The organism is Paenibacillus sp. LHD-38 (assembly GCF_031157315.1).
Classification (GTDB): domain Bacteria; phylum Bacillota; class Bacilli; order Paenibacillales; family Paenibacillaceae; genus Pristimantibacillus.
Map to the genome: position 1 here is coordinate 221,265 of NZ_JAVIFU010000003.1, position 17,550 is coordinate 238,814.

Consider the following 17,550-nt stretch of genomic DNA (forward strand, 5'->3'; position numbering starts at 1 on the left):
GTCCATCTCCCATCAAACATATGTTTCTTTTTATTTTACAGAATACATGTTCGGTCTGCAATTTTAATTTAAGAAAACTGCTGGTTCCTTGAAAATTGACAGCCTTTTGCGTAAACGATATAGTAGTTTCATATCTATCATTTAGATACTTGTTTAACTATCTAATCGTTTGAAAAGAAAACGGTGAAAGGATGGTTCTATGTCCATCAACCTTGCCTTTAAAGCGTTATCCGATCCGACTAGGAGAACAATATTAGATCTGCTCCAAGAGCGGGATTTAACCGCCGGAGAAATTGCCGAACATTTTCAAATGACAAAGCCCAGCATCTCTCATCATCTCAGCCTATTAAAGCAAGCGGAGCTCGTATGGGATGAGCGCCAAGGCCAACATATCTACTATTCACTTAATACGGCGGTATTCCAAGACTTGATCAAATGGATCATCTCCTTTCAGCAATCCGACTCCAGGGGGAATGAAAAAAATTGAAATCTACCGTGCTCTCTTGGATCATTATATCGATCGCAGTTATCGCAAGTATCGTAACTTATCCCTATTTGCCTGATCAAATGGCCATTCATTGGGATATCAATAATGAAATCAATGGATTTGCGCATAAAGCTTTCGCTCTTCTGCTGCTTCCCGCGCTAATGGTCATTTTGATCGTCATTCTCCCTAGAAAGCAAAACTACCATAAACACAAAGCCGCTCTACTCATTATCCAGAATGTCATTCTGCTTTGTCTTCTGGTGCTGCACAGTACCACGATCGCATTAGGATACGGATTCGCTATCGATATAGAGAAGGTTGTTATTCCCATGATCGGTGTCATTATGAGCGTTTCGGGTATCTTTATGCCGCGTTTCCAGCATGACAGCTTCATCGGCATAAAAACAGCCCATACGTTAGCAAGCGAGTCTGTTTGGAAGAAAACGCATCAGATGGCTGCTGAATTTTATTTTTTTGGCGGCCTGTTGATGATCGCGAGCGCATTTGTCCCGAGCCCTTATCAAGTGTTTATTTTTTTCGGCATAATCCTTATCGTCGTATTAGCTTCTGTATACTTGTCCTTCCATTACGGCAAGGATCATAATTAAACAAAAAAACGCGAGGATTTCCTCGCGTTTTTGCTATCTTACTCGTTCAAAGCCCGTTTAATTTCAATATGGAGCAGATCCGTCGCAGCCGTTACCGGTTCAAAATAAAGGGCAGCCTCTCTCTCCAATTGCAAAAGATCCTCGTTACTGTATCGTCCGCTAAAATGTGTCATAACCAGCCTCTTGGCTTTCGCTTTTGCGGCCGTTTCGGCGGCTTCCTTCGTTGTGCAATGGCCGAATTCATGAGCCTTCTCCTCTAAGCCTGCAGCAAAGGTAGCTTCATGCACGAGGAGATCCGCATCGACGGCAAGCCTGTGAGCGTTTCCACAAGGCTTAGTGTCGCCCAGAACCGTGATAACCCTTCCGATATGTGCTGGCCCAGTTACATCCTCGGTATGTACAATCATGCCGGTTGGCGAAGTGACAGACTCCCCTTGCTTTAATTTACCATACAAAGGGCCAGCTTCGATGCCGAGCTCCTTCAGCTTGTCTACGAGCAGCCTGCCAGGCTGATCCTTTTCCGTTAAGCGGTAGCCGAAGCTGACCACACGATGCTCAAGCTTACCAACTTCCACTTTAAACCGTTCATCTTCGTAAATAATCGTTTCATTTTCAGATATTTCATGGATAATCAGTTCATAATCGAGCTGAGTTGCACTGATATTGAATATCGTATCAATAAACGCTTTTATTCCAACAGGACCATAGAGCCGAACAGGAGTAACTCCTCCATCGAACGAACGACTGCTGAGCAAGCCCGGCAAACCGTATAGGTGATCGCCGTGTAAATGTGTGATAAACACGAATTCCAGCTTATTCAGCTTAAGCGGCGTGCGCATAATCTGATGCTGGGTCGCTTCGCCGGCATCAAACAGCAGCCAGCTGCAATTTGGCTCAGGCAGCTGCAGCGCCATAGCGGTTACATTGCGATACTTCGAGGGTCTTCCAGCACCCGTCCCCAAAAACCACATGTTCATATTTCTCGATCACCTCACTCTTAGCAGAAGCTGCCTTAACTTCAATAATTGAAACAAAGAGCCCTTACAAGCTCGTTAAACGAACGCTTAAGGGCTCTCCTTTTATTATAAGCTATAGTTTCTCTACATTAAAATATTGCGCTTCCGGATGGGCAAATACCATCGCTGATACAGAGGCTTCAGGTTCCATCATGAAACCTTCAGTTAATTCAACACCGATATCTTGAGGTCTCATCAGACCGAACAGAGGTTCTTGATCCTCTAGATTCGGACACGCCGGATATCCGAAGGATACGCGGATACCTTGATAACGTGCGCCATGACGCTGTTTCATCGTCATTTCTGCCGGATCCGGATATCCGCAAATATCCCGCATAATGTGATGAACACGCTCAGCCATGCCTTCAGCAACTTCCAGTGCTACAGATTGCAATGCATGCGAACGCAGGTAATCCCCGTTGTCTTTCCATTCATTGGCGAGCTCTCGAATGCCGTGACCAGCCGTTACGACTAAGAAGCCTACATAATCCATGACGCCGCTCTCCACTGATTTCAAGAAATCAGCTAAGCATAAATACGGCTCAACCTGCTGACGCGGGAACGTGAATCGCTTGATTTCCTGTAAAGGATCAACCGGATTGTAAATAATAACATCATTGCCCGAGGATTGAGCCGGAAAGAAACGGTACATGCCATGGGTTTTGATAATACCGTTAGAAGTGCCTTCTTGCAAAATCTCATCGACGGTAGCTTTAAGCTGAACTGCTTTCTCATTGCCTTCTTTGAGCAAATTGTCTACATTGCCTTTTAGCCCAAGGTGATGACCGAGCAGCATTTGCATATTCACATACGGAATAACATGCGGAAGCGGTACATCACGAAGTACGTGGCGCTCCAAATCCGGCGGCGTAAATACAGGCGCATCCGGTGAAATTTTAGAGCGTACAGCCCGTGTCAGTTGAGGCAAAGGCTTTTTCTCTTCCTCTTCGAGGCCGCCGGATGCCTTAAAAGCAGCCATCTCGTCCTCCATCCGCGAACGGTGATCAGGATCCATCAGCTTATTTGCGATGTCTAGTCCGTCCATTGCATCCTTCGCATATAACACGAGACCGTCATATTCAGGGCCGATTCTCGTCTTTGTAAATTTCCTCGTCAATGCCGCGCCGCCGACAAGAATTGGTGCATCGATGCCAGCCGTACGCAAATCCTGTGCGGTGATGACCATCTGTTGAGCTGATTTTACGAGCAAGCCCGACAAACCGATCGCATCGACCTTCTCTTTGCGATACGCCTCGATTAATTGCTCAGGCGGTACTTTTATACCCAAATTTATGATTTTATAGCCGTTATTCGATAAAATAATTTCAACCAGGTTTTTACCGATGTCATGCACATCGCCTTTAACCGTTGCCAAAATAATTTTTCCTTTTACGGATGATTCATTTTTCTCCATAAACGACTCTAAATAATTTACGGAGGCTTTCATAACCTCGGCGCTTTGCAGCACTTCAGCTACGATCAGCTCATTTCCGTTAAATAAACGGCCTACTTCCTCCATCCCGCGCATTAGCGGTCCGTTAATGACATCCATGGCTGAATATTTCTTCAGCGCTTCGTCAAGATCCGGGATAAGGCCTTCCTTTGTTCCTTCCACAACGTATGAGCCAAGACGCTCCTCGAGGGTTAGATTCGAAATTTTTTCTTTCTTTTCGACTTTCTTGTCGCGGAATGCAGCCACAAACGCAGCTAACGTCTCGTCCGTCGTATTATAGATGAGCTCCTCAGCCAAACGACGCTCTTCATCGGGAATCGAAGCATAACGCTCCAGCTTCTCCGTGTTAACGATCGCATAATCAAGTCCCGCTTTGGTTGCATGGTACAAATAAACGGAGTTCAGCACTTCACGACCCGCATCTGGAAGGCCAAAGGAAATATTGCTGAGTCCCAGAATCGTTTTGGCAAGCGGGAACTTCTCCTTGATCATCCGGATTCCTTCGAGCGTTTCGACCGCGGAACCGATATATTGAGGATCGCCGGATCCGACCGGGAACATATTCGGGTCAAAAATAATATCCTCTGGGTTCATCTTATATTTCTGGGTCAGCAGGTTGTAGGAACGCTCGGCAACCTCCATCTTCGCTTCACGGGTTACGGCTTGGCCTCGCTCATCGATGAGTATCATCACGACGGCAGCGCCATAACGATGGATTAACGGCAAAATTTGTTCAAATTTAGACTCGCCGTCCTCCAGGTTAATGGAGTTGATGATCGCTTTTCCTTGCGAATATTTTAGCCCCAGCTCGATAATATGATCATAGGTGGAATCGAGCATCAATGGAGCTTTTATCTTCTTGACGACCTGCGGCAAAAATTGATGGACCGCATAGGCCTCATCGATATCCGTGTCCTGCAGGTTAATATCGATAACATGGGCCCCGCCCTTCACCTGGGCCCTTGCGATTTCAGAGGCTTCATCAAACTTTTCTTCCTTCAGAAGCCTTTTGAATTTGCGGGAACCGGAAATGTTCGTGCGTTCCCCAATCATAATCGGCCGATTCTCAGGCTCAATGAATACCGTTTCAATACCTGAAACCGCGTTAGGATGGGATCCCATTTTTGTACGAGGAGCGTATTTCGCCATGGTCTCGCCCATCACGCGTATATGCTCTGGAGTCGTTCCGCAGCATCCGCCGGCGATGTTCAGCCAACCTTGCTCTGCAAAAGCTGACATTTTTTTGGCTAATGATTCCGGCGATTCATGATAATTTCCGTTCTCGTCGGGTAATCCCGCGTTCGGATAACAGCTTATTGCAGAATTAGCAATCTCGCTGAGCGTGCGAAGATGATCCCGCATAAACTCAGGTCCTGTCGCGCAGTTCAAGCCAATGGAGATTGGCTTCAAATGCTCTAAGGAAATATAAAAGGATTCAATCGTTTGTCCCGCTAAGGTCGTGCCCATTGGCTCAATCGTACCGGATATCATGATGGGCAGCTCTTTGCCTAGCTTATCGAAAGCGTTACGTATACCAATACTGCCAGCTTTAACGTTTAGCGTATCCTGTGAGGTTTCGAGCAATAAAGCATCAACATCCGCTTCTATTAAAGCTAGAGCTTGCTCATAATAGCTCTCTACAAGCTCATCGAAGGTCACTCCGCCGGTTACCGACAATGTTTTGGTCGTAGGACCAAGCGCGCCGGCAACGTATCTAGGCTTGTCAGGCGTGCTGTATTTATCGCAGGCATCACGGGCCAGCTTTGCAGCTGCCAGATTGATTTCTCTCGCTTTTTCCGGGATATCATAATCAGCCAACACGACACTTGTAGCTCCGAACGTATTGGTTTCCAAGATGTCCGCGCCTGCTTCAAGATACTGCTCATGAATCAATTGTATGACATCAGGACGAGTTAGAACGAGCATTTCATTACAGCCGTCCAGCTCAGGTCCTCCAAAATCATCTTCATTTAATCCAGCCTGCTGGATCATCGTCCCCATTGCGCCGTCCAAGATAAGTATGCGCTCCTGAAGCATTTGTTGTATGGTCGGTTTCGACAATTTACTACACCCTTCCCAAAATCATTAACACATAGTTTATCAGAATACCTTCTGCGTGAAAAGGTAATCCATCGACAATCCATTTGATTTGTTTTATAATCATTATATCATTTAATCTCTATAGGAAAAGAGGGAATGTTCATGGCTGAAATTAGAATTCGCAATACAGAGGAACGGATTCAAGGGGAAGCGGCTGTCCGTTCATTTCTAGAACAGCAAGAGGTGCTTTACGAGCACTGGAACCCTAGCAAGCTGGCAGAAGGACTTCAGCAAAAATTCGTACTTTCTGACGAAGATAAACAAGAAATTTTGGCAACATATGACGAAGAAATCAAAGACCTCGCTGAGCGCCGCGGTTATAAAACATGGGATATCATTGCCTTATCCGATGCTACTCCTAATCTAGACGAGCTCCTTAAAAAATTCGAAAACGTACACACGCATACGGAAGATGAAGTTCGTGCGATCACTGCAGGACGCGGCATCTTCATTATTAAAGGTACAGATGATGTAGGTTATTTTGACGTTGAGCTGGAAGCAGGCGACGTGATTTCCGTTCCGGAATACAAACCGCATTTCTTCACGCTGATGGATAACCGTCAAATCGTTGCCGTTCGTCTTTTCATTGAAACAGAAGGCTGGATCGCTCATCCTTTTGCTGACGAGAAGTTCGCGTCCAACCAGGCTTAATACGTTCTAAAATAATGCAAGCCCCTCGTAAGCTGCAATTGCAGACAATGAGGGGCTTTTTATTGCTATTATTTAAAGCTCAAGCAGCTGCAAAAGCTCTTCTAAATGTTTGATTTCATGGGTAGGAATGATTTCGTCGTTACGGACGGCGCCATGGCGATTAATCCATACCGATGTCATTCCAATCGTATTCGCGCCGAGAATGTCCGTTGTCAGCTTATCGCCAACCATAATCCCATGCTCTGTCTCGATACCAAGTCTATCAAGCGCATGCTGGAATATCGCAGCAGCCGGCTTCCCTTGCCCAAACTCGCCCGAGATTATAATATGATCAAAATAAGGCAGAAGTTCCGGAACGCCAGCTAACTTTTCTCTTTGCAAGTCAGGAGATCCGTTCGTAAGCAGCAACAGCTTATATTTACCTTTAAGTGCGTCCAGCACGCGGAACGTTTCTTCATATACGATGGGACGTGAGCGGCGTTCTGCAGGGAATTGCTCTGCTAGAATTGCGCCAAGTTCTTCGTTATCAACGCCAAGCGCCTTCAAACCCTGTGTCCACGCCGCTTTCCGGTATCCTGGCGCAAGACTCTCGAGCTTGCGGAATTCCTCCTGCTCACCTTCGCGGAAGGGCGCCCACAATCCTTCAAAAGGATTGATTCCGATCATTTTTGTAAATGGAAAAGTTTCATACGATTCATAAAGCGCTCTTGCTTCACGGCGCACCGCTTCCTCAAGGGCGTCTGGCTCAACTCCCGTTGCTGCAGCTGCAGCTTGGCATGTTGCTTCGAAAGCTTCCTTAACGCTGCGGTCATCCCACAGTAAAGTGTCATCTAGATCAAATAATACTGCATGTTTAGCCATCGTTGTTCGAACTCTCCTACTTATTTATTTTTCCTGAAAAGGAATGCCGTTTGCTTGCGCAAACACTTTCAGCTTCGCGCTAATTTCTTCCGTTGGAAAACGGTTCGTTAATTTAGAGAACACCCAGTTACCGCCTTTGTGCTGCTCTACGATAACATAACCCTTTTGCGCGCTAAATCCTTTAATTGCAGAAGCAGGAATGCGTTTATCCCCTGTCAATCGGCGTGATTGTACAAAATCTTTGCCAATCGTAATATACGGGCGTCTAAAGAAAAAGAGGACCGCGAGTAAAATATAGCAGCCTACCGTGATCCAAAACATCGTATCCATTTTGAATTGGGACGAGCTTTGCATCAAAATAACGTACATTCCGATAAATAAAATCAATAAGATTGGAGCGATGTAATTACGTCCAATAATTTTCTCGGATTTCTCGGCGTTAAACACGATTTGGCCATTGCCTTGTTTTTTGCGTTGTTTATTTATTTCGGTCATATTTTTGCGCACCTTGCGCTCCCAGGAACGTGACAAGCTCATTCTCCTCCTAATTTAAAAGCCCTATTCAAACGGTCTGCGGAATTTATCGATAAAGCGATTCGGATAATCATCTGGAAGCGCACTGACTTGCTCCAAACGGTTCCAGACTTCTTCTGGCATTTCCCAGCCTACTGCACCGATATTATCTTCAAACTGTTCTAATTTGCTGGCACCGAATATCGGCGAAGTAATTCCTTCACGTTGAATCAGCCATCTTAACGCAACTTGTGCAGGCGTTTTACCAAGCTCATTTGCTGCTTCCAGCAATGTATCAAGAATGACGAAATTTTTATCCGAAGCCCGATTAATCCAGGCGCTCTCGCCTACCTTCGAAGTCATCCGACCTTCCTTAGGTTCTTCTCTGGTATAACGCCCTGTAAGAAATCCTCCGCCAATGGGAGCCCATGGAATAATGCCTACCTTTTCCTCTAAGCACAGCGACATCACTTCTCGGTCCATTTGTCTGCTTACTAAGCTGTATTGCGGCTGAATGGATACAAAACGGACATAACGGTTTGCATCGCTGCATGCCAACGATTTCATCAATTGCCATGCAAAAAAATTAGAACAACCTATGTAGCGAACCTTGCCTGAGGTAACAAGGTCGTCAAGCGTGCGAAGCGTTTCTTCGATTGGTGTTGCATGATCCCATACATGTACCTGGTACAAATCAATATAATCGGTTTGAAGTCGTTTAAGGCTGGCTTCAACACCATCCATGATATGTTTGCGCGATAATCCCACGCCATTGATATTTTTGGATGTGGTCATCCTTACCTTTGTTGCCAGTACAATATCAGAGCGATTGTTTTTAATCGCTTCCCCGACGATCTCCTCGGAACGGCCGCTTACATATACGTCAGCAGTATCCAGAAAATTGCCGCCTCGGTCAACAAAACGATTGATCATCTCAATCGAATCCTCTTCACTTGTTGTGTTGCCGAAGGTCATCGTTCCCAAACAAAGCTCGGAAACCGCCAGTCCGCTTTTGCCTAATAGTTTGTAATTCATCTAATCACCCTTTCTTGGATATTAAATGATGTCTTTAGACAATAATTAATGCTTGATATTATCCTTATCATCCACAATTTCAATCGTTTCGAGCTGTTGTCGAAAATTGTTCTTAAAATTCGTTAAATACTGCTTGCGAAGCTCATCTCTCTCGGCAATTTCCGCATCGGTTAAGCCTTCAGATTTATTTTTACGAGCGAGCTCGTTAATCCGTTCAATTATTTTCGTAAATTCCATACCTTGCTCTACTCCTCTCATGATGAAAAACCACTACTCTATACTTTGACATTTCCGACGTTCAGTTGTCAAGGCAAGGCATGTTCAAAACCTATACTTTTCACGTGGAAAATAAGCCTCTGGATTCAATTTCTATCCTCTGAGATGAAATGAATGAGGCAAATCAGTCATTTATGCAAAAAAGCTTTCTGAAGCAAGTAGATTTAGTAATCCGCTTATTCCAGAAAGCATATAGGATAGTGTTATTTGCAAGCCATTGTAAGCATCATTCAAATTATATATTTGGAATTATAAGCTTCTGTCCGGACTTAATCTCTGCTGAATGTAGTTCATTCCGATCCTTAATCAGATATACAACATATCTTATATCATGCTTGGAGTCAGTGAATTGTCTAGCAATCTCCCATAATGTATCTCCAGTACGAACAGTGATAACCTGCTCATCATTTGTTACTGCTGCAGGAGAGTTCCCTGATGCATCTGTTCCCATCATTAAAAAGCTCGTGAATAATAGGATAAACAAAGCAGAACATACGATAACCTTAACCGTATGACGCTTTATTAAGCGTACAATCACCTTTGAAAACTTCATTGCTTTGCTTGCTTCCGGCTTATGGATCGTTCTATAAAAGCTTGGACTAGTTATCATTTATCAGCACCCCAAACGTTTGTTCTGTTTTTAGATTACACGAACAGACGTTTGGTGTCAATGAAAAAATGCGAACCTTTGTACTTGAGAACTTATGTTTGTACGAACTCCGGTTCTATGTTATAATTTTTTGCAAACCTACTAATGGAGTGATTGCAGTGTCGAAGATTTCTAACCGACAACATTCGATTCTTGAATTCATCAAGAACGAAGTCCGGGAGAAAGGCTATCCACCCTCCGTTCGAGAAATCGGCGAAGCTGTTGGATTGTTATCCAGTTCAACCGTTCATGGTCATCTTGACCGCCTGGAGAAGAAAGGTCTGATTCGCCGAGATCCTACGAAACCCCGTGCAATTGAGATCTTAGATCAAGAAGGCGTCGATGGCATTATCCCGCTTTCCGTAGCTAAGGTGCCGATTGTGGGCAAGGTTACAGCTGGTGTGCCTATCACTGCTACGGAGAACATCGAGGAGTATTTCCCGCTTCCTTCCCATTTTGTCGGAGACAGCAGCGTTTTTATTTTGAATGTTATGGGCGAGAGTATGATCGAAGCCGGCATTCATGATGGAGATTACGTTATTGTTCGGCAACAGCAAACGGCAAATAACGGTGAAATCGTTGTCGCCATGACAGAGGATGACGAAGCAACAGTTAAAACGTTCTATAAGGAGAAAAATCATATTCGCCTGCAGCCGGAGAATTCCTCGATGCAGCCGATTTTACTCCAAAATGTAACGATACTTGGCAAAGTCATTGGACTTTTCCGCGACATACATTAATCGGATTGTAAATGTACTTAAAGAAAAGGCTGGATCAGATGCACATGCGTCTTTGATCCAGCCTTTTCTTTGTTCGCTAAGCCCTTCAACTTTCAACCAATCGTTTTCCTTAAAATTAGGCTGCTGGATGAATGCCTCTCCCAGACAAACACCCAATCAACGTACAATTATCCCGCATAACATACTGTGTACACAACACGTAAGGAGGTGCATTGAAAAATGTCCGGTTACGTTGGTGGAGCTTTTAATAACACAGGCACAATTTTGGTTCTCTTCATTTTGTTGGTGATTATTGCTTGCAGCTGTATGGGTTTCGGCGGCTACTAATAATAGCCCCTATCCATTCTTTCTCTCATTAGCCTCTCGACTAAAACGCAAAAAAGGCCCGTAAATCGGGCCTTTTTGCGTATCGGTTCCGATGAAACGCACAATCATTAACGAAACGTAAACAATTATTGATCTTCACTTGAGCGCACTAGTAAATAATGATGGGCAAGTTACATAGGCATCCATATAAGCATAGGCTGATCATATCAAAATAAGTATTAGAGGAGAACGTAATGGCATTCGGACCGCTCCAGCCCCCATTTTATCCCTATCCGCCTTCTTATCCTTATCCGTACCCTTATCCCTATCCCTATCCTTATCCTTACACAGAAGTGCTTCCACTCCCTATTCCTTTGCCTTTTGGCTCTTTCGGAGGACCATGGTGGTATGGAGGGTTTCACGGAGGCAGCTTCCCTGGAGGAGGTCCTGGCGGCTTTCACGGGGGCCTCCAGGAGGCTTCCACGGCGGCGGCTTTCATAGCGGACATCGTCATTATTGTAAATAAATCAAATTAAAAATCTTATCGATTCCAATGTTTCCGGAGGGGATGTGTAGGTTTAGCCTAAACATCCCCCATCAATTCGAAATCTTAGATGCATCTTACCGAACCGAATGAATCCATCAAGAAGCTAACTTTTATCAGCTTGTTTGGCCATTTCAGAAATCATCTTGCTGTCCAAAATGGTTTTTGCATGTCCCGATTTTGCCGCTTGGATCATTGCTAGACCAATTTCCTTCAATGAAATCACATGCTTCGGCAATAGGGTGCGGAGGATCGGATACATCCACTTCAATGCAGAATAGTAGCCGTGTGTATTATTTAAACCTTTGGTCGGATGAATGTATCCAGGCCGGAACATATTTGCGCCTTTAAAAGGTAGCTGTAACAGTGCATTTTCTGTTTTCCCTTTCACTCTAGCCCACATGCTTTTCCCCCGTTCCGTACTATCGGTTCCACTGCCTGATACATAACAGAAAACCAAATCCGGGTTTTTGCTTGAAAGAATACCTGCCATGTATAGCGTCAGATCATAAGTCAGATGATTATACTTTTCTTCATTCATGCCAACAGAGGATACGCCTAGACAAAAGAAACAAGCATTGTAGCCCGTTAACTGCATAGCAATGGAATCGATTTGAAAGAAATCCGCATGGACAATCTCTTTTAATTTGTTGTGAACGACTCCGCATGGTTTCCGGTTGATAACAAGGACCTTTTCAATATCCGGATGAAGCAGACATTCATGCAGCACGCCTTCCCCAACCATCCCTGTAGTTCCTGTTATTATTACATTTAATTTCTTTGCATTTTGTCCCGTCAATGAGCTTTGGTCAAGGATACTTAATCACCCAATTCCACTTTCATCTTCGTGTCTCATGTTCATATAATAAACGATCATTCGGTTAAAAACAAACAATATTCTTAATTGTACGTCGATTACATTTGAACTATACGGCTCGCTTACCAAAAAGAACCGTTGGATAATGTGGTTTTTGTAACTGACCTAATCTTTGACGATCTAGCTTTGGATACTCATATAATGGTCCATCATATATAACTTGAACGCTCTCATGCACAAGAAAATCATTCGGTGTCACTAAAGTTGATGGATGATCCCACATTTGGATTCCGCTGGACCTCAGCGTCTCGGCAACAAACTGCGAGCAGAAATAGGAATGAGCGGGCTGCAAATCCATCTCTAACAACACACCAATCAGCCCAATTAAATTATACCGATACCTATTCTTATCCTTTTCGAATTCGCTAATCACCTTCAATAAGGCCGTTTTTTGCTGTTCCGTTACAGCAATCCGCAGCAGCCTGCAGCGAGTTTCCGGAAAATGCCGGAATGTTCCTTGATAAACATCCTCCTTCACAAACCCGGCATGCAAAGGATTATTTACACGCTTTCGTCCGAAACTATAGATTTCTTCTAAATTCTCATCCAATACAAGCGAAGCATGATTGTAAGGGGCGCCCGTAAACCCTTTGATCAGTCTAGTAAACAAGGTCCCTGTATCGGTAAGTAAAATATATATGCTATCCGTTATCTCGTTATCTAAGCTTGTTATTGTCATTCTGCTCATCTCCTGATACCCGTTGTTATATTCATCCGGCAGTCATTCTTAACTGCTCTGAATATATCAATTTGACAGACAAGCGAATAGTACCAACAATGTGTAGTACTGTTGTTTACTCAAAAAAAATCCCTCAACGCTAATCGCGTCGAGGGATGATATTCTTAATATAGAGTCAAATATTGATCTCTTTCCCATTGGTGAACCTGAGTACGGTACATATCCCATTCGATTTCTTTCAGCTCGTAGAAATGGGCAAGTGCGTGATCACCGAGTGCTTCACAAATGATATCGCTTCTTAGCATTTCATCGAGTGCTTCCTTCAAATCGAGCGGCAAGCTCGGAATACCTGCATCCTGACGTTCTTCCTCAGTCATGATGTAAATGTTCCGGTCCGTTGGAGCAGGCAATGGCAGCTTGTTCTGAATGCCGTCAAGACCAGCTCTAAGCATAACTGCAAGCGCTAGATACGGGTTAGCCGCCGGGTCAGGATTACGTACCTCTACGCGTGTGCTAAGACCGCGTGAAGCCGGAATACGGATCATTGGTGAGCGGTTACTCGCGGACCATGCAACATAACATGGTGCTTCATAACCAGGGACTAGACGTTTATAAGAATTGATCGTTGGGTTCGTAATGGCAGCCATTGCACGTGCATGGAGCAGTATTCCTGCCATGTAATGACGTGCAGTTGCACTAAGTCCCAGCTTGTCCTTCTCGTCATAGAACACATTCGTATCACCTTTGAACAAGGATTGGTGACAGTGCATACCGGAGCCGTTAACTCCGAACAATGGTTTCGGCATAAAGGATGCATGCAGGCCATGCTCGCGTGCAACCGTCTTAACGACTAGCTTGAACGTTTGGATTTGATCTGCAGCTTTAATGGCATCTGCGTATTTGAAATCGATCTCATGCTGACCTGGAGCAACCTCATGGTGAGACGCTTCGATCTCGAAGCCCATTTCTTCCAGCGTCAGAACGATTTCACGACGACAGTTCTCACCCATATCCATAGGAGCTAAGTCGAAATAACCGCCTTGGTCATTTAACTCCGTAGTAGGCTCTCCGCGTTCATCGGTTTTGAACAAGAAAAACTCAGGTTCAGGACCGACATTCATTGCCGAGTAGCCAAGATCTTCGGCTTCTTTCAATGCACGTTTCAAAATACCGCGCGGATCGCCGGCGAAAGGCGTACCGTCAGGCATATAAATATCGCAAATCAAACGGGCAACGCGATCTTGCGTAACCCATGGGAAAACAACCCAAGTATCAAGATCAGGGTAAAGGTACATGTCAGACTCTTCGATACGTACATAACCCTCGATAGATGAACCATCGAACATCATTTTGTTGTCGAGAGCTTTTTCAAGCTGACTTACAGGGATCTCTACGTTTTTGATTGTTCCAAGCAGATCCGTAAACTGCAAACGAATAAAACGAACATTTTGTTCCTGTGCAATACGTCTAATATCCTCTTTAGTGTAACTCACAGAATCATCTCCTTAGTTTGCGAATCAATGGTAGAAATAGTTCAACTAGCGCTTATTTAAGAAACGAGTCAATTGTCCTTGGATTAGCGATGCTTGACCCGGTCTTTTCTCGAGCAGTTGCTGTTTAAGCAAACGGTGAAGCTGTTGATCGGATAGCTCGCGACGCTTAACTTCCGATTGCTCGCTTACGATCGTTGCATCATCCGACTCTTTCGAAACCGGATTCATCACTTGCTTAATACCGGCGATATTAACGCCCTTCTCAATCAATGATTTAATTTCCAAAAGCCGTTCTACGTCATTAAACGAAAATAACCGCTGGTTTCCTGCTGTTCTGGCAGGTACGATCAATTCATGCTGTTCGTAATACCGGATTTGGCGGGCCGTTAAATCCGTCAGCTTCATTACGATGCCGATTGGAAATAAGGCCATATTTCTGCGAATATCATCAGCCATGTCGCATCAACCTTCCAGTCGTTCATTTATATGTTCATTCTAACCGTTCCGACGCAAATGTGTCAAGTTATGTAAGGTTTAATCACAATTAAACCACTATCCACAAGACGATATAACGCCGTTAGAATCCCATATTTTGCATGAGCGTAAGTTAGGCCGCCTTGCATATATGCAATGTAAGGTTCACGTATTGGAGCGTCTGCAGAAAGCTCTAGACTTCCCCCTTGAATGAACGTTCCTGCCGCCATTATGACAGCATTCTCATAACCAGGCATATCCCAAGGCTCGGGTACGACATGTGAATCGACGGCAGCCGCTTGCTGTATCCCTTGGACAAAAGCAATCAAATGCTCCGCTTGTCCGAAGCGAACAGCTTGGATTAGATCGGTTCGCGGTTCATTCCATCTCGGCTTCGTTTCAAATCCAAGTTCCTCAAAGAGGGCTGCTGCCAGCACGCTTCCTTTTATAGCTTGTCCAACTAAATGGGGAGCCAAAAACAAACCTTGGAACATCGGCCTGAGCGTGCCTAACATTGCGCCTACCTCGCCACCGATCCCGGGGGCTGTCAAACGATAGGCTGCAGCTTCGACCGCAAATGCTTTTCCAGCAATATAGCCGCCAGTTTCAGCCAATCCGCCTCCAGGGTTTTTGATTAAGGAGCCGGCCATTATATCTACCCCAACTTGAGTCGGCTCTAACAGCTCCGTAAACTCTCCATAACAATTGTCAACAAAAACAATGACATCCGGCTTAATCGCTTTCACACGCTGGACGATAGCCTCAATTTCAGAGACCGTGAAGGATGCTCTCCAATCATAACCGCGAGAGCGCTGAATTCCGATAACCTTAGTTTTCACATTTATCGCTTGTTCGATTTGATTCCAATCAAGTCCGCCATTCTCAAGAAGCGGCACCTCAGAATACTTAATGCCAAAGTCTTGCAAGGAGCCTTGCCCGTCTCCTGGCTTCCCAATTACCTTATGCAGTGTATCATAGGGTCTGCCTGTAACATAAAGCAGCTCATCGCCAGGCCGAAGGACACCGAACAATGCGCAGCTGATTGTATGTGTGCCAGATACGAAATGCGGTCTAACGATTGCTGCCTCTGCACCCATGACATCCGCATACACAAGATCAAGTATTTCACGTCCGCGATCATTATAGCCATAACCCGTTGAGCCAGTAAAATGAAAATCGCTTACTTTATGGCGCTGAAACGCTTCAATAACCTTCCACTGATTACGTTCAGCTATTTTATCTACACTGCGGAAAGCTTCTGCAGCAAGCATCTCGGACTGCTCAGCCACATGTTCGAGATGCTCCCACAGCTTCTGATTATCGTGTTGCCTGTTCATTTCGTTATCTTCTCCTTAAAGTTTTGCATAGCAAAACTACTTCGTAAGCAATATCTTAAGTTTTGCGTAGCAAAACTACTTCGTAAGCATGAACTTAAGTTTTGCGTAGCAAAACTGCTTTGAAAGCATATGTAACCAACTATTCGATATATTGCTTCAACCGATGTCCATGCTGCTCATACTCTTGCTTGCTGACTTGGACAGTGAGCCGCAGTGATTCTTCCGTCACTTCTTGGCTGATTACCTCGCCGCTGCGATAGGCTAACGCGATCAGGTCACCGCGTTCGGCAGGGACGTTAAAAGTCAGAACATCTCCGCTTAGCTTATCCTGAACCGTTTGCTTTAGAAGCTCAAGATCATCCGAATCATATGCGCTGATAACCAAATTATCTCCGCTTGTTATGGGCATATCCGCTAATGAACCGTTATTTATGCAGATGTCTTTTTTATTATAAACCTTGATAAAAGGTTTATCGGATGCGCCAAGATCGCCCATAATCTTATTAACGACTTTAATTTGCTCGTCGCGCATTGGAGAACTGCTGTCAATGACATGGAGCACGAGGTCAGCCTCGCATACCTCTTCTAATGTTGCGCGGAAAGCAGCTACAAGATCCGTGGGCAGGTTTTGAATAAAGCCTACCGTATCGGTCAGTACGATTTCTCTGCCGTTTGGCAGCTCAAGCGTTCTAGAAGTTGGATCAAGGGTAGCGAACAATTGATTTTCGACATAGACATCGGCATTCGTCAACTCGCGAAGCAGCGTAGACTTGCCTGCATTCGTATATCCGACCAAAGCGACTTGCGTCACGCCTGACTTCTTACGGCGCTCACGATGAAGCTTCCTGTGACGGACAACCTCTTCAAGCACCGTTTTGAGATCAAATATCCGATCACGGATGTGACGGCGATCCGTCTCGAGCTTTGTTTCGCCCGGACCGCGCGTTCCGATTCCTCCGCCTAATCTGGAAAGGTTTTTGCTTTGGCCTGACAAACGCGGCAACAGGTAGCTTAGCTGAGCAAGCTCGACTTGAATAATTCCTTCACGGGTTTTAGCTCGCCCGGCGAAAATATCAAGAATCAGCTGCGTGCGGTCAACGATTTTCAAATCCAGTGATTCTTCAAGGTTACGAACCTGGGCACCCGAAAGCTCTTGATCGAAAATGGCAGTCGTGGCACCCAGCTCATCAGCCAAAGCTTTAACTTCCTGCACCTTGCCCTTACCGATAAACCACTTGGAATCGACGGTTTCTTTGTTTTGTGTAATGGTCGTAAGCACTTCGACGCCTGCGGTCTCCGTGAGCTGCACAAGCTCTTGAAGAGACATTTCCGGGTCTCCGCCTTTACGTTTATCATTTGAAGTGACTAGACTGATCAAAATCGCTTTCTCAATCATGTTGGGATTCGTATCGAATGTTTTTTCGCTCATCACATACTCCTTCTAAGCACCA

General features: G+C 44.9%; 18 protein-coding genes. 5 read left to right on the plus strand and 13 right to left on the minus strand.

Features of this window, described 5'->3' with window-relative positions; genetic code table 11:
• The first annotated feature begins 199 nt into the window (after window positions 1–199).
• Window positions 200–487, plus strand: a complete 288-nt coding sequence (locus RCO25_RS04460) for an autorepressor SdpR family transcription factor (protein ID WP_308994926.1) — start codon at window positions 200–202, stop codon at window positions 485–487.
• A complete protein-coding gene (locus RCO25_RS04465) occupies window positions 484–1,095 on the plus strand; it encodes an SdpI family protein (protein ID WP_308994927.1) in 612 nt (203 codons plus the stop codon). The genes RCO25_RS04460 and RCO25_RS04465 overlap by 4 nt, the downstream gene beginning before the upstream one ends.
• A 38-nt stretch (window positions 1,096–1,133) precedes the next feature.
• On the opposite strand, the gene rnz is transcribed toward RCO25_RS04465, so the two are convergent.
• Together rnz and metH are read right to left on the minus strand one after the other, a co-directional pair.
• A complete protein-coding gene (gene rnz, locus RCO25_RS04470; protein ID WP_308994928.1) occupies window positions 1,134–2,072 on the minus strand; it encodes a ribonuclease Z in 939 nt (312 codons plus the stop codon).
• 112 nt (window positions 2,073–2,184) lie between these two features.
• Window positions 2,185–5,625, minus strand: a complete 3,441-nt coding sequence (metH, locus tag RCO25_RS04475; RefSeq protein WP_308994929.1) for a methionine synthase — start codon at window positions 5,623–5,625, stop codon at window positions 2,185–2,187.
• Between the two features lie 141 nt (window positions 5,626–5,766).
• Between metH and RCO25_RS04480 the strand changes: the two genes are divergently transcribed.
• A complete protein-coding gene (locus RCO25_RS04480; RefSeq protein ID WP_308994930.1) occupies window positions 5,767–6,315 on the plus strand; it encodes a 1,2-dihydroxy-3-keto-5-methylthiopentene dioxygenase in 549 nt (182 codons plus the stop codon).
• 72 nt (window positions 6,316–6,387) lie between these two features.
• On the opposite strand, the gene RCO25_RS04485 is transcribed toward RCO25_RS04480, so the two are convergent.
• The 5 genes from RCO25_RS04485 to yneA all read right to left on the minus strand — a co-directional run bounded on the left by RCO25_RS04485 (window position 6,388) and on the right by yneA (window position 9,610).
• Window positions 6,388–7,176 carry an HAD family hydrolase gene (locus RCO25_RS04485; protein ID WP_308994931.1) on the minus strand — a complete coding sequence of 263 codons (789 nt, stop codon included), beginning with the start codon at window positions 7,174–7,176 and terminating at the stop codon, window positions 6,388–6,390.
• A 24-nt stretch (window positions 7,177–7,200) separates the two neighbouring features.
• Window positions 7,201–7,713 carry a hypothetical protein gene (locus RCO25_RS04490; RefSeq protein ID WP_308994932.1) on the minus strand — a complete coding sequence of 171 codons (513 nt, stop codon included), beginning with the start codon at window positions 7,711–7,713 and terminating at the stop codon, window positions 7,201–7,203.
• Between the two features lie 21 nt (window positions 7,714–7,734).
• Window positions 7,735–8,724, minus strand: a complete 990-nt coding sequence (locus tag RCO25_RS04495) for an aldo/keto reductase (protein ID WP_308994933.1) — start codon at window positions 8,722–8,724, stop codon at window positions 7,735–7,737.
• A gap of 45 nt (window positions 8,725–8,769) precedes the next feature.
• Window positions 8,770–8,961, minus strand: a complete 192-nt coding sequence (locus RCO25_RS04500) for a DUF896 domain-containing protein (RefSeq protein ID WP_308994934.1) — start codon at window positions 8,959–8,961, stop codon at window positions 8,770–8,772.
• Between the two features lie 274 nt (window positions 8,962–9,235).
• Window positions 9,236–9,610: a cell division suppressor protein YneA gene (yneA, locus tag RCO25_RS04505; protein WP_308994935.1), complete on the minus strand. Its 375-nt coding sequence runs from the start codon at window positions 9,608–9,610 to the stop codon at window positions 9,236–9,238.
• A 158-nt stretch (window positions 9,611–9,768) separates the two neighbouring features.
• On the opposite strand from yneA, the gene lexA reads away from it, so the two are divergent.
• On the plus strand, window positions 9,769–10,389 hold the full coding sequence (gene lexA / locus RCO25_RS04510; RefSeq protein WP_114378485.1) for a transcriptional repressor LexA: 621 nt from the start codon (window positions 9,769–9,771) through the stop codon (window positions 10,387–10,389).
• 560 nt (window positions 10,390–10,949) lie between these two features.
• Window positions 10,950–11,231 carry a hypothetical protein gene (locus tag RCO25_RS04515; protein WP_308994936.1) on the plus strand — a complete coding sequence of 94 codons (282 nt, stop codon included), beginning with the start codon at window positions 10,950–10,952 and terminating at the stop codon, window positions 11,229–11,231.
• 114 nt (window positions 11,232–11,345) lie between these two features.
• Here the strand turns inward: RCO25_RS04515 and RCO25_RS04520 are convergent, their stop codons facing one another.
• From RCO25_RS04520 to hflX, 6 genes are all read right to left on the minus strand, one after another.
• Window positions 11,346–12,038, minus strand: coding sequence for an NAD-dependent epimerase/dehydratase family protein (locus RCO25_RS04520; RefSeq protein ID WP_374992057.1), 693 nt, complete (start codon window positions 12,036–12,038; stop codon window positions 11,346–11,348).
• 127 nt (window positions 12,039–12,165) lie between these two features.
• A complete protein-coding gene (locus RCO25_RS04525; protein WP_308994938.1) occupies window positions 12,166–12,795 on the minus strand; it encodes a hypothetical protein in 630 nt (209 codons plus the stop codon).
• A 164-nt stretch (window positions 12,796–12,959) separates the two neighbouring features.
• Window positions 12,960–14,288, minus strand: a complete 1,329-nt coding sequence (gene glnA, locus RCO25_RS04530; protein ID WP_308994939.1) for a type I glutamate--ammonia ligase — start codon at window positions 14,286–14,288, stop codon at window positions 12,960–12,962.
• Window positions 14,289–14,333: 45 nt separating this feature from the next.
• Window positions 14,334–14,744 (minus strand): MerR family transcriptional regulator, encoded by a 411-nt coding sequence (locus RCO25_RS04535; RefSeq protein WP_053376247.1) that lies wholly within the window; start codon window positions 14,742–14,744, stop codon window positions 14,334–14,336.
• Between the two features lie 62 nt (window positions 14,745–14,806).
• Window positions 14,807–16,099 carry a methionine gamma-lyase family protein gene (locus tag RCO25_RS04540; RefSeq protein WP_308994940.1) on the minus strand — a complete coding sequence of 431 codons (1,293 nt, stop codon included), beginning with the start codon at window positions 16,097–16,099 and terminating at the stop codon, window positions 14,807–14,809.
• Window positions 16,100–16,238: 139 nt separating this feature from the next.
• Window positions 16,239–17,528, minus strand: coding sequence for a GTPase HflX (hflX, locus tag RCO25_RS04545; RefSeq protein ID WP_308994941.1), 1,290 nt, complete (start codon window positions 17,526–17,528; stop codon window positions 16,239–16,241).
• Between the last annotated feature and the right edge of the window lie 22 nt (window positions 17,529–17,550).

Coding starts and splice junctions, on each gene's coding strand:
- RCO25_RS04460 (WP_308994926.1), top strand. CDS start 200: ATGTCCATCAACCTTGCCTTTAAAGCGTTATCCGATCCGACTAGGAGA.
- rnz (WP_308994928.1), bottom strand. CDS start 2,072: ATGAACATGTGGTTTTTGGGGACGGGTGCTGGAAGACCCTCGAAGTAT.
- RCO25_RS04480 (WP_308994930.1), top strand. CDS start 5,767: ATGGCTGAAATTAGAATTCGCAATACAGAGGAACGGATTCAAGGGGAA.
- RCO25_RS04485 (WP_308994931.1), bottom strand. CDS start 7,176: ATGGCTAAACATGCAGTATTATTTGATCTAGATGACACTTTACTGTGG.
- RCO25_RS04490 (WP_308994932.1), bottom strand. CDS start 7,713: ATGAGCTTGTCACGTTCCTGGGAGCGCAAGGTGCGCAAAAATATGACC.
- RCO25_RS04495 (WP_308994933.1), bottom strand. CDS start 8,724: ATGAATTACAAACTATTAGGCAAAAGCGGACTGGCGGTTTCCGAGCTT.
- RCO25_RS04500 (WP_308994934.1), bottom strand. CDS start 8,961: ATGGAATTTACGAAAATAATTGAACGGATTAACGAGCTCGCTCGTAAA.
- yneA (WP_308994935.1), bottom strand. CDS start 9,610: ATGATAACTAGTCCAAGCTTTTATAGAACGATCCATAAGCCGGAAGCA.
- RCO25_RS04515 (WP_308994936.1), top strand. CDS start 10,950: ATGGCATTCGGACCGCTCCAGCCCCCATTTTATCCCTATCCGCCTTCT.
- RCO25_RS04525 (WP_308994938.1), bottom strand. CDS start 12,795: ATGACAATAACAAGCTTAGATAACGAGATAACGGATAGCATATATATT.
- RCO25_RS04535 (WP_053376247.1), bottom strand. CDS start 14,744: ATGGCTGATGATATTCGCAGAAATATGGCCTTATTTCCAATCGGCATC.
- RCO25_RS04540 (WP_308994940.1), bottom strand. CDS start 16,099: ATGAACAGGCAACACGATAATCAGAAGCTGTGGGAGCATCTCGAACAT.
- hflX (WP_308994941.1), bottom strand. CDS start 17,528: ATGAGCGAAAAAACATTCGATACGAATCCCAACATGATTGAGAAAGCG.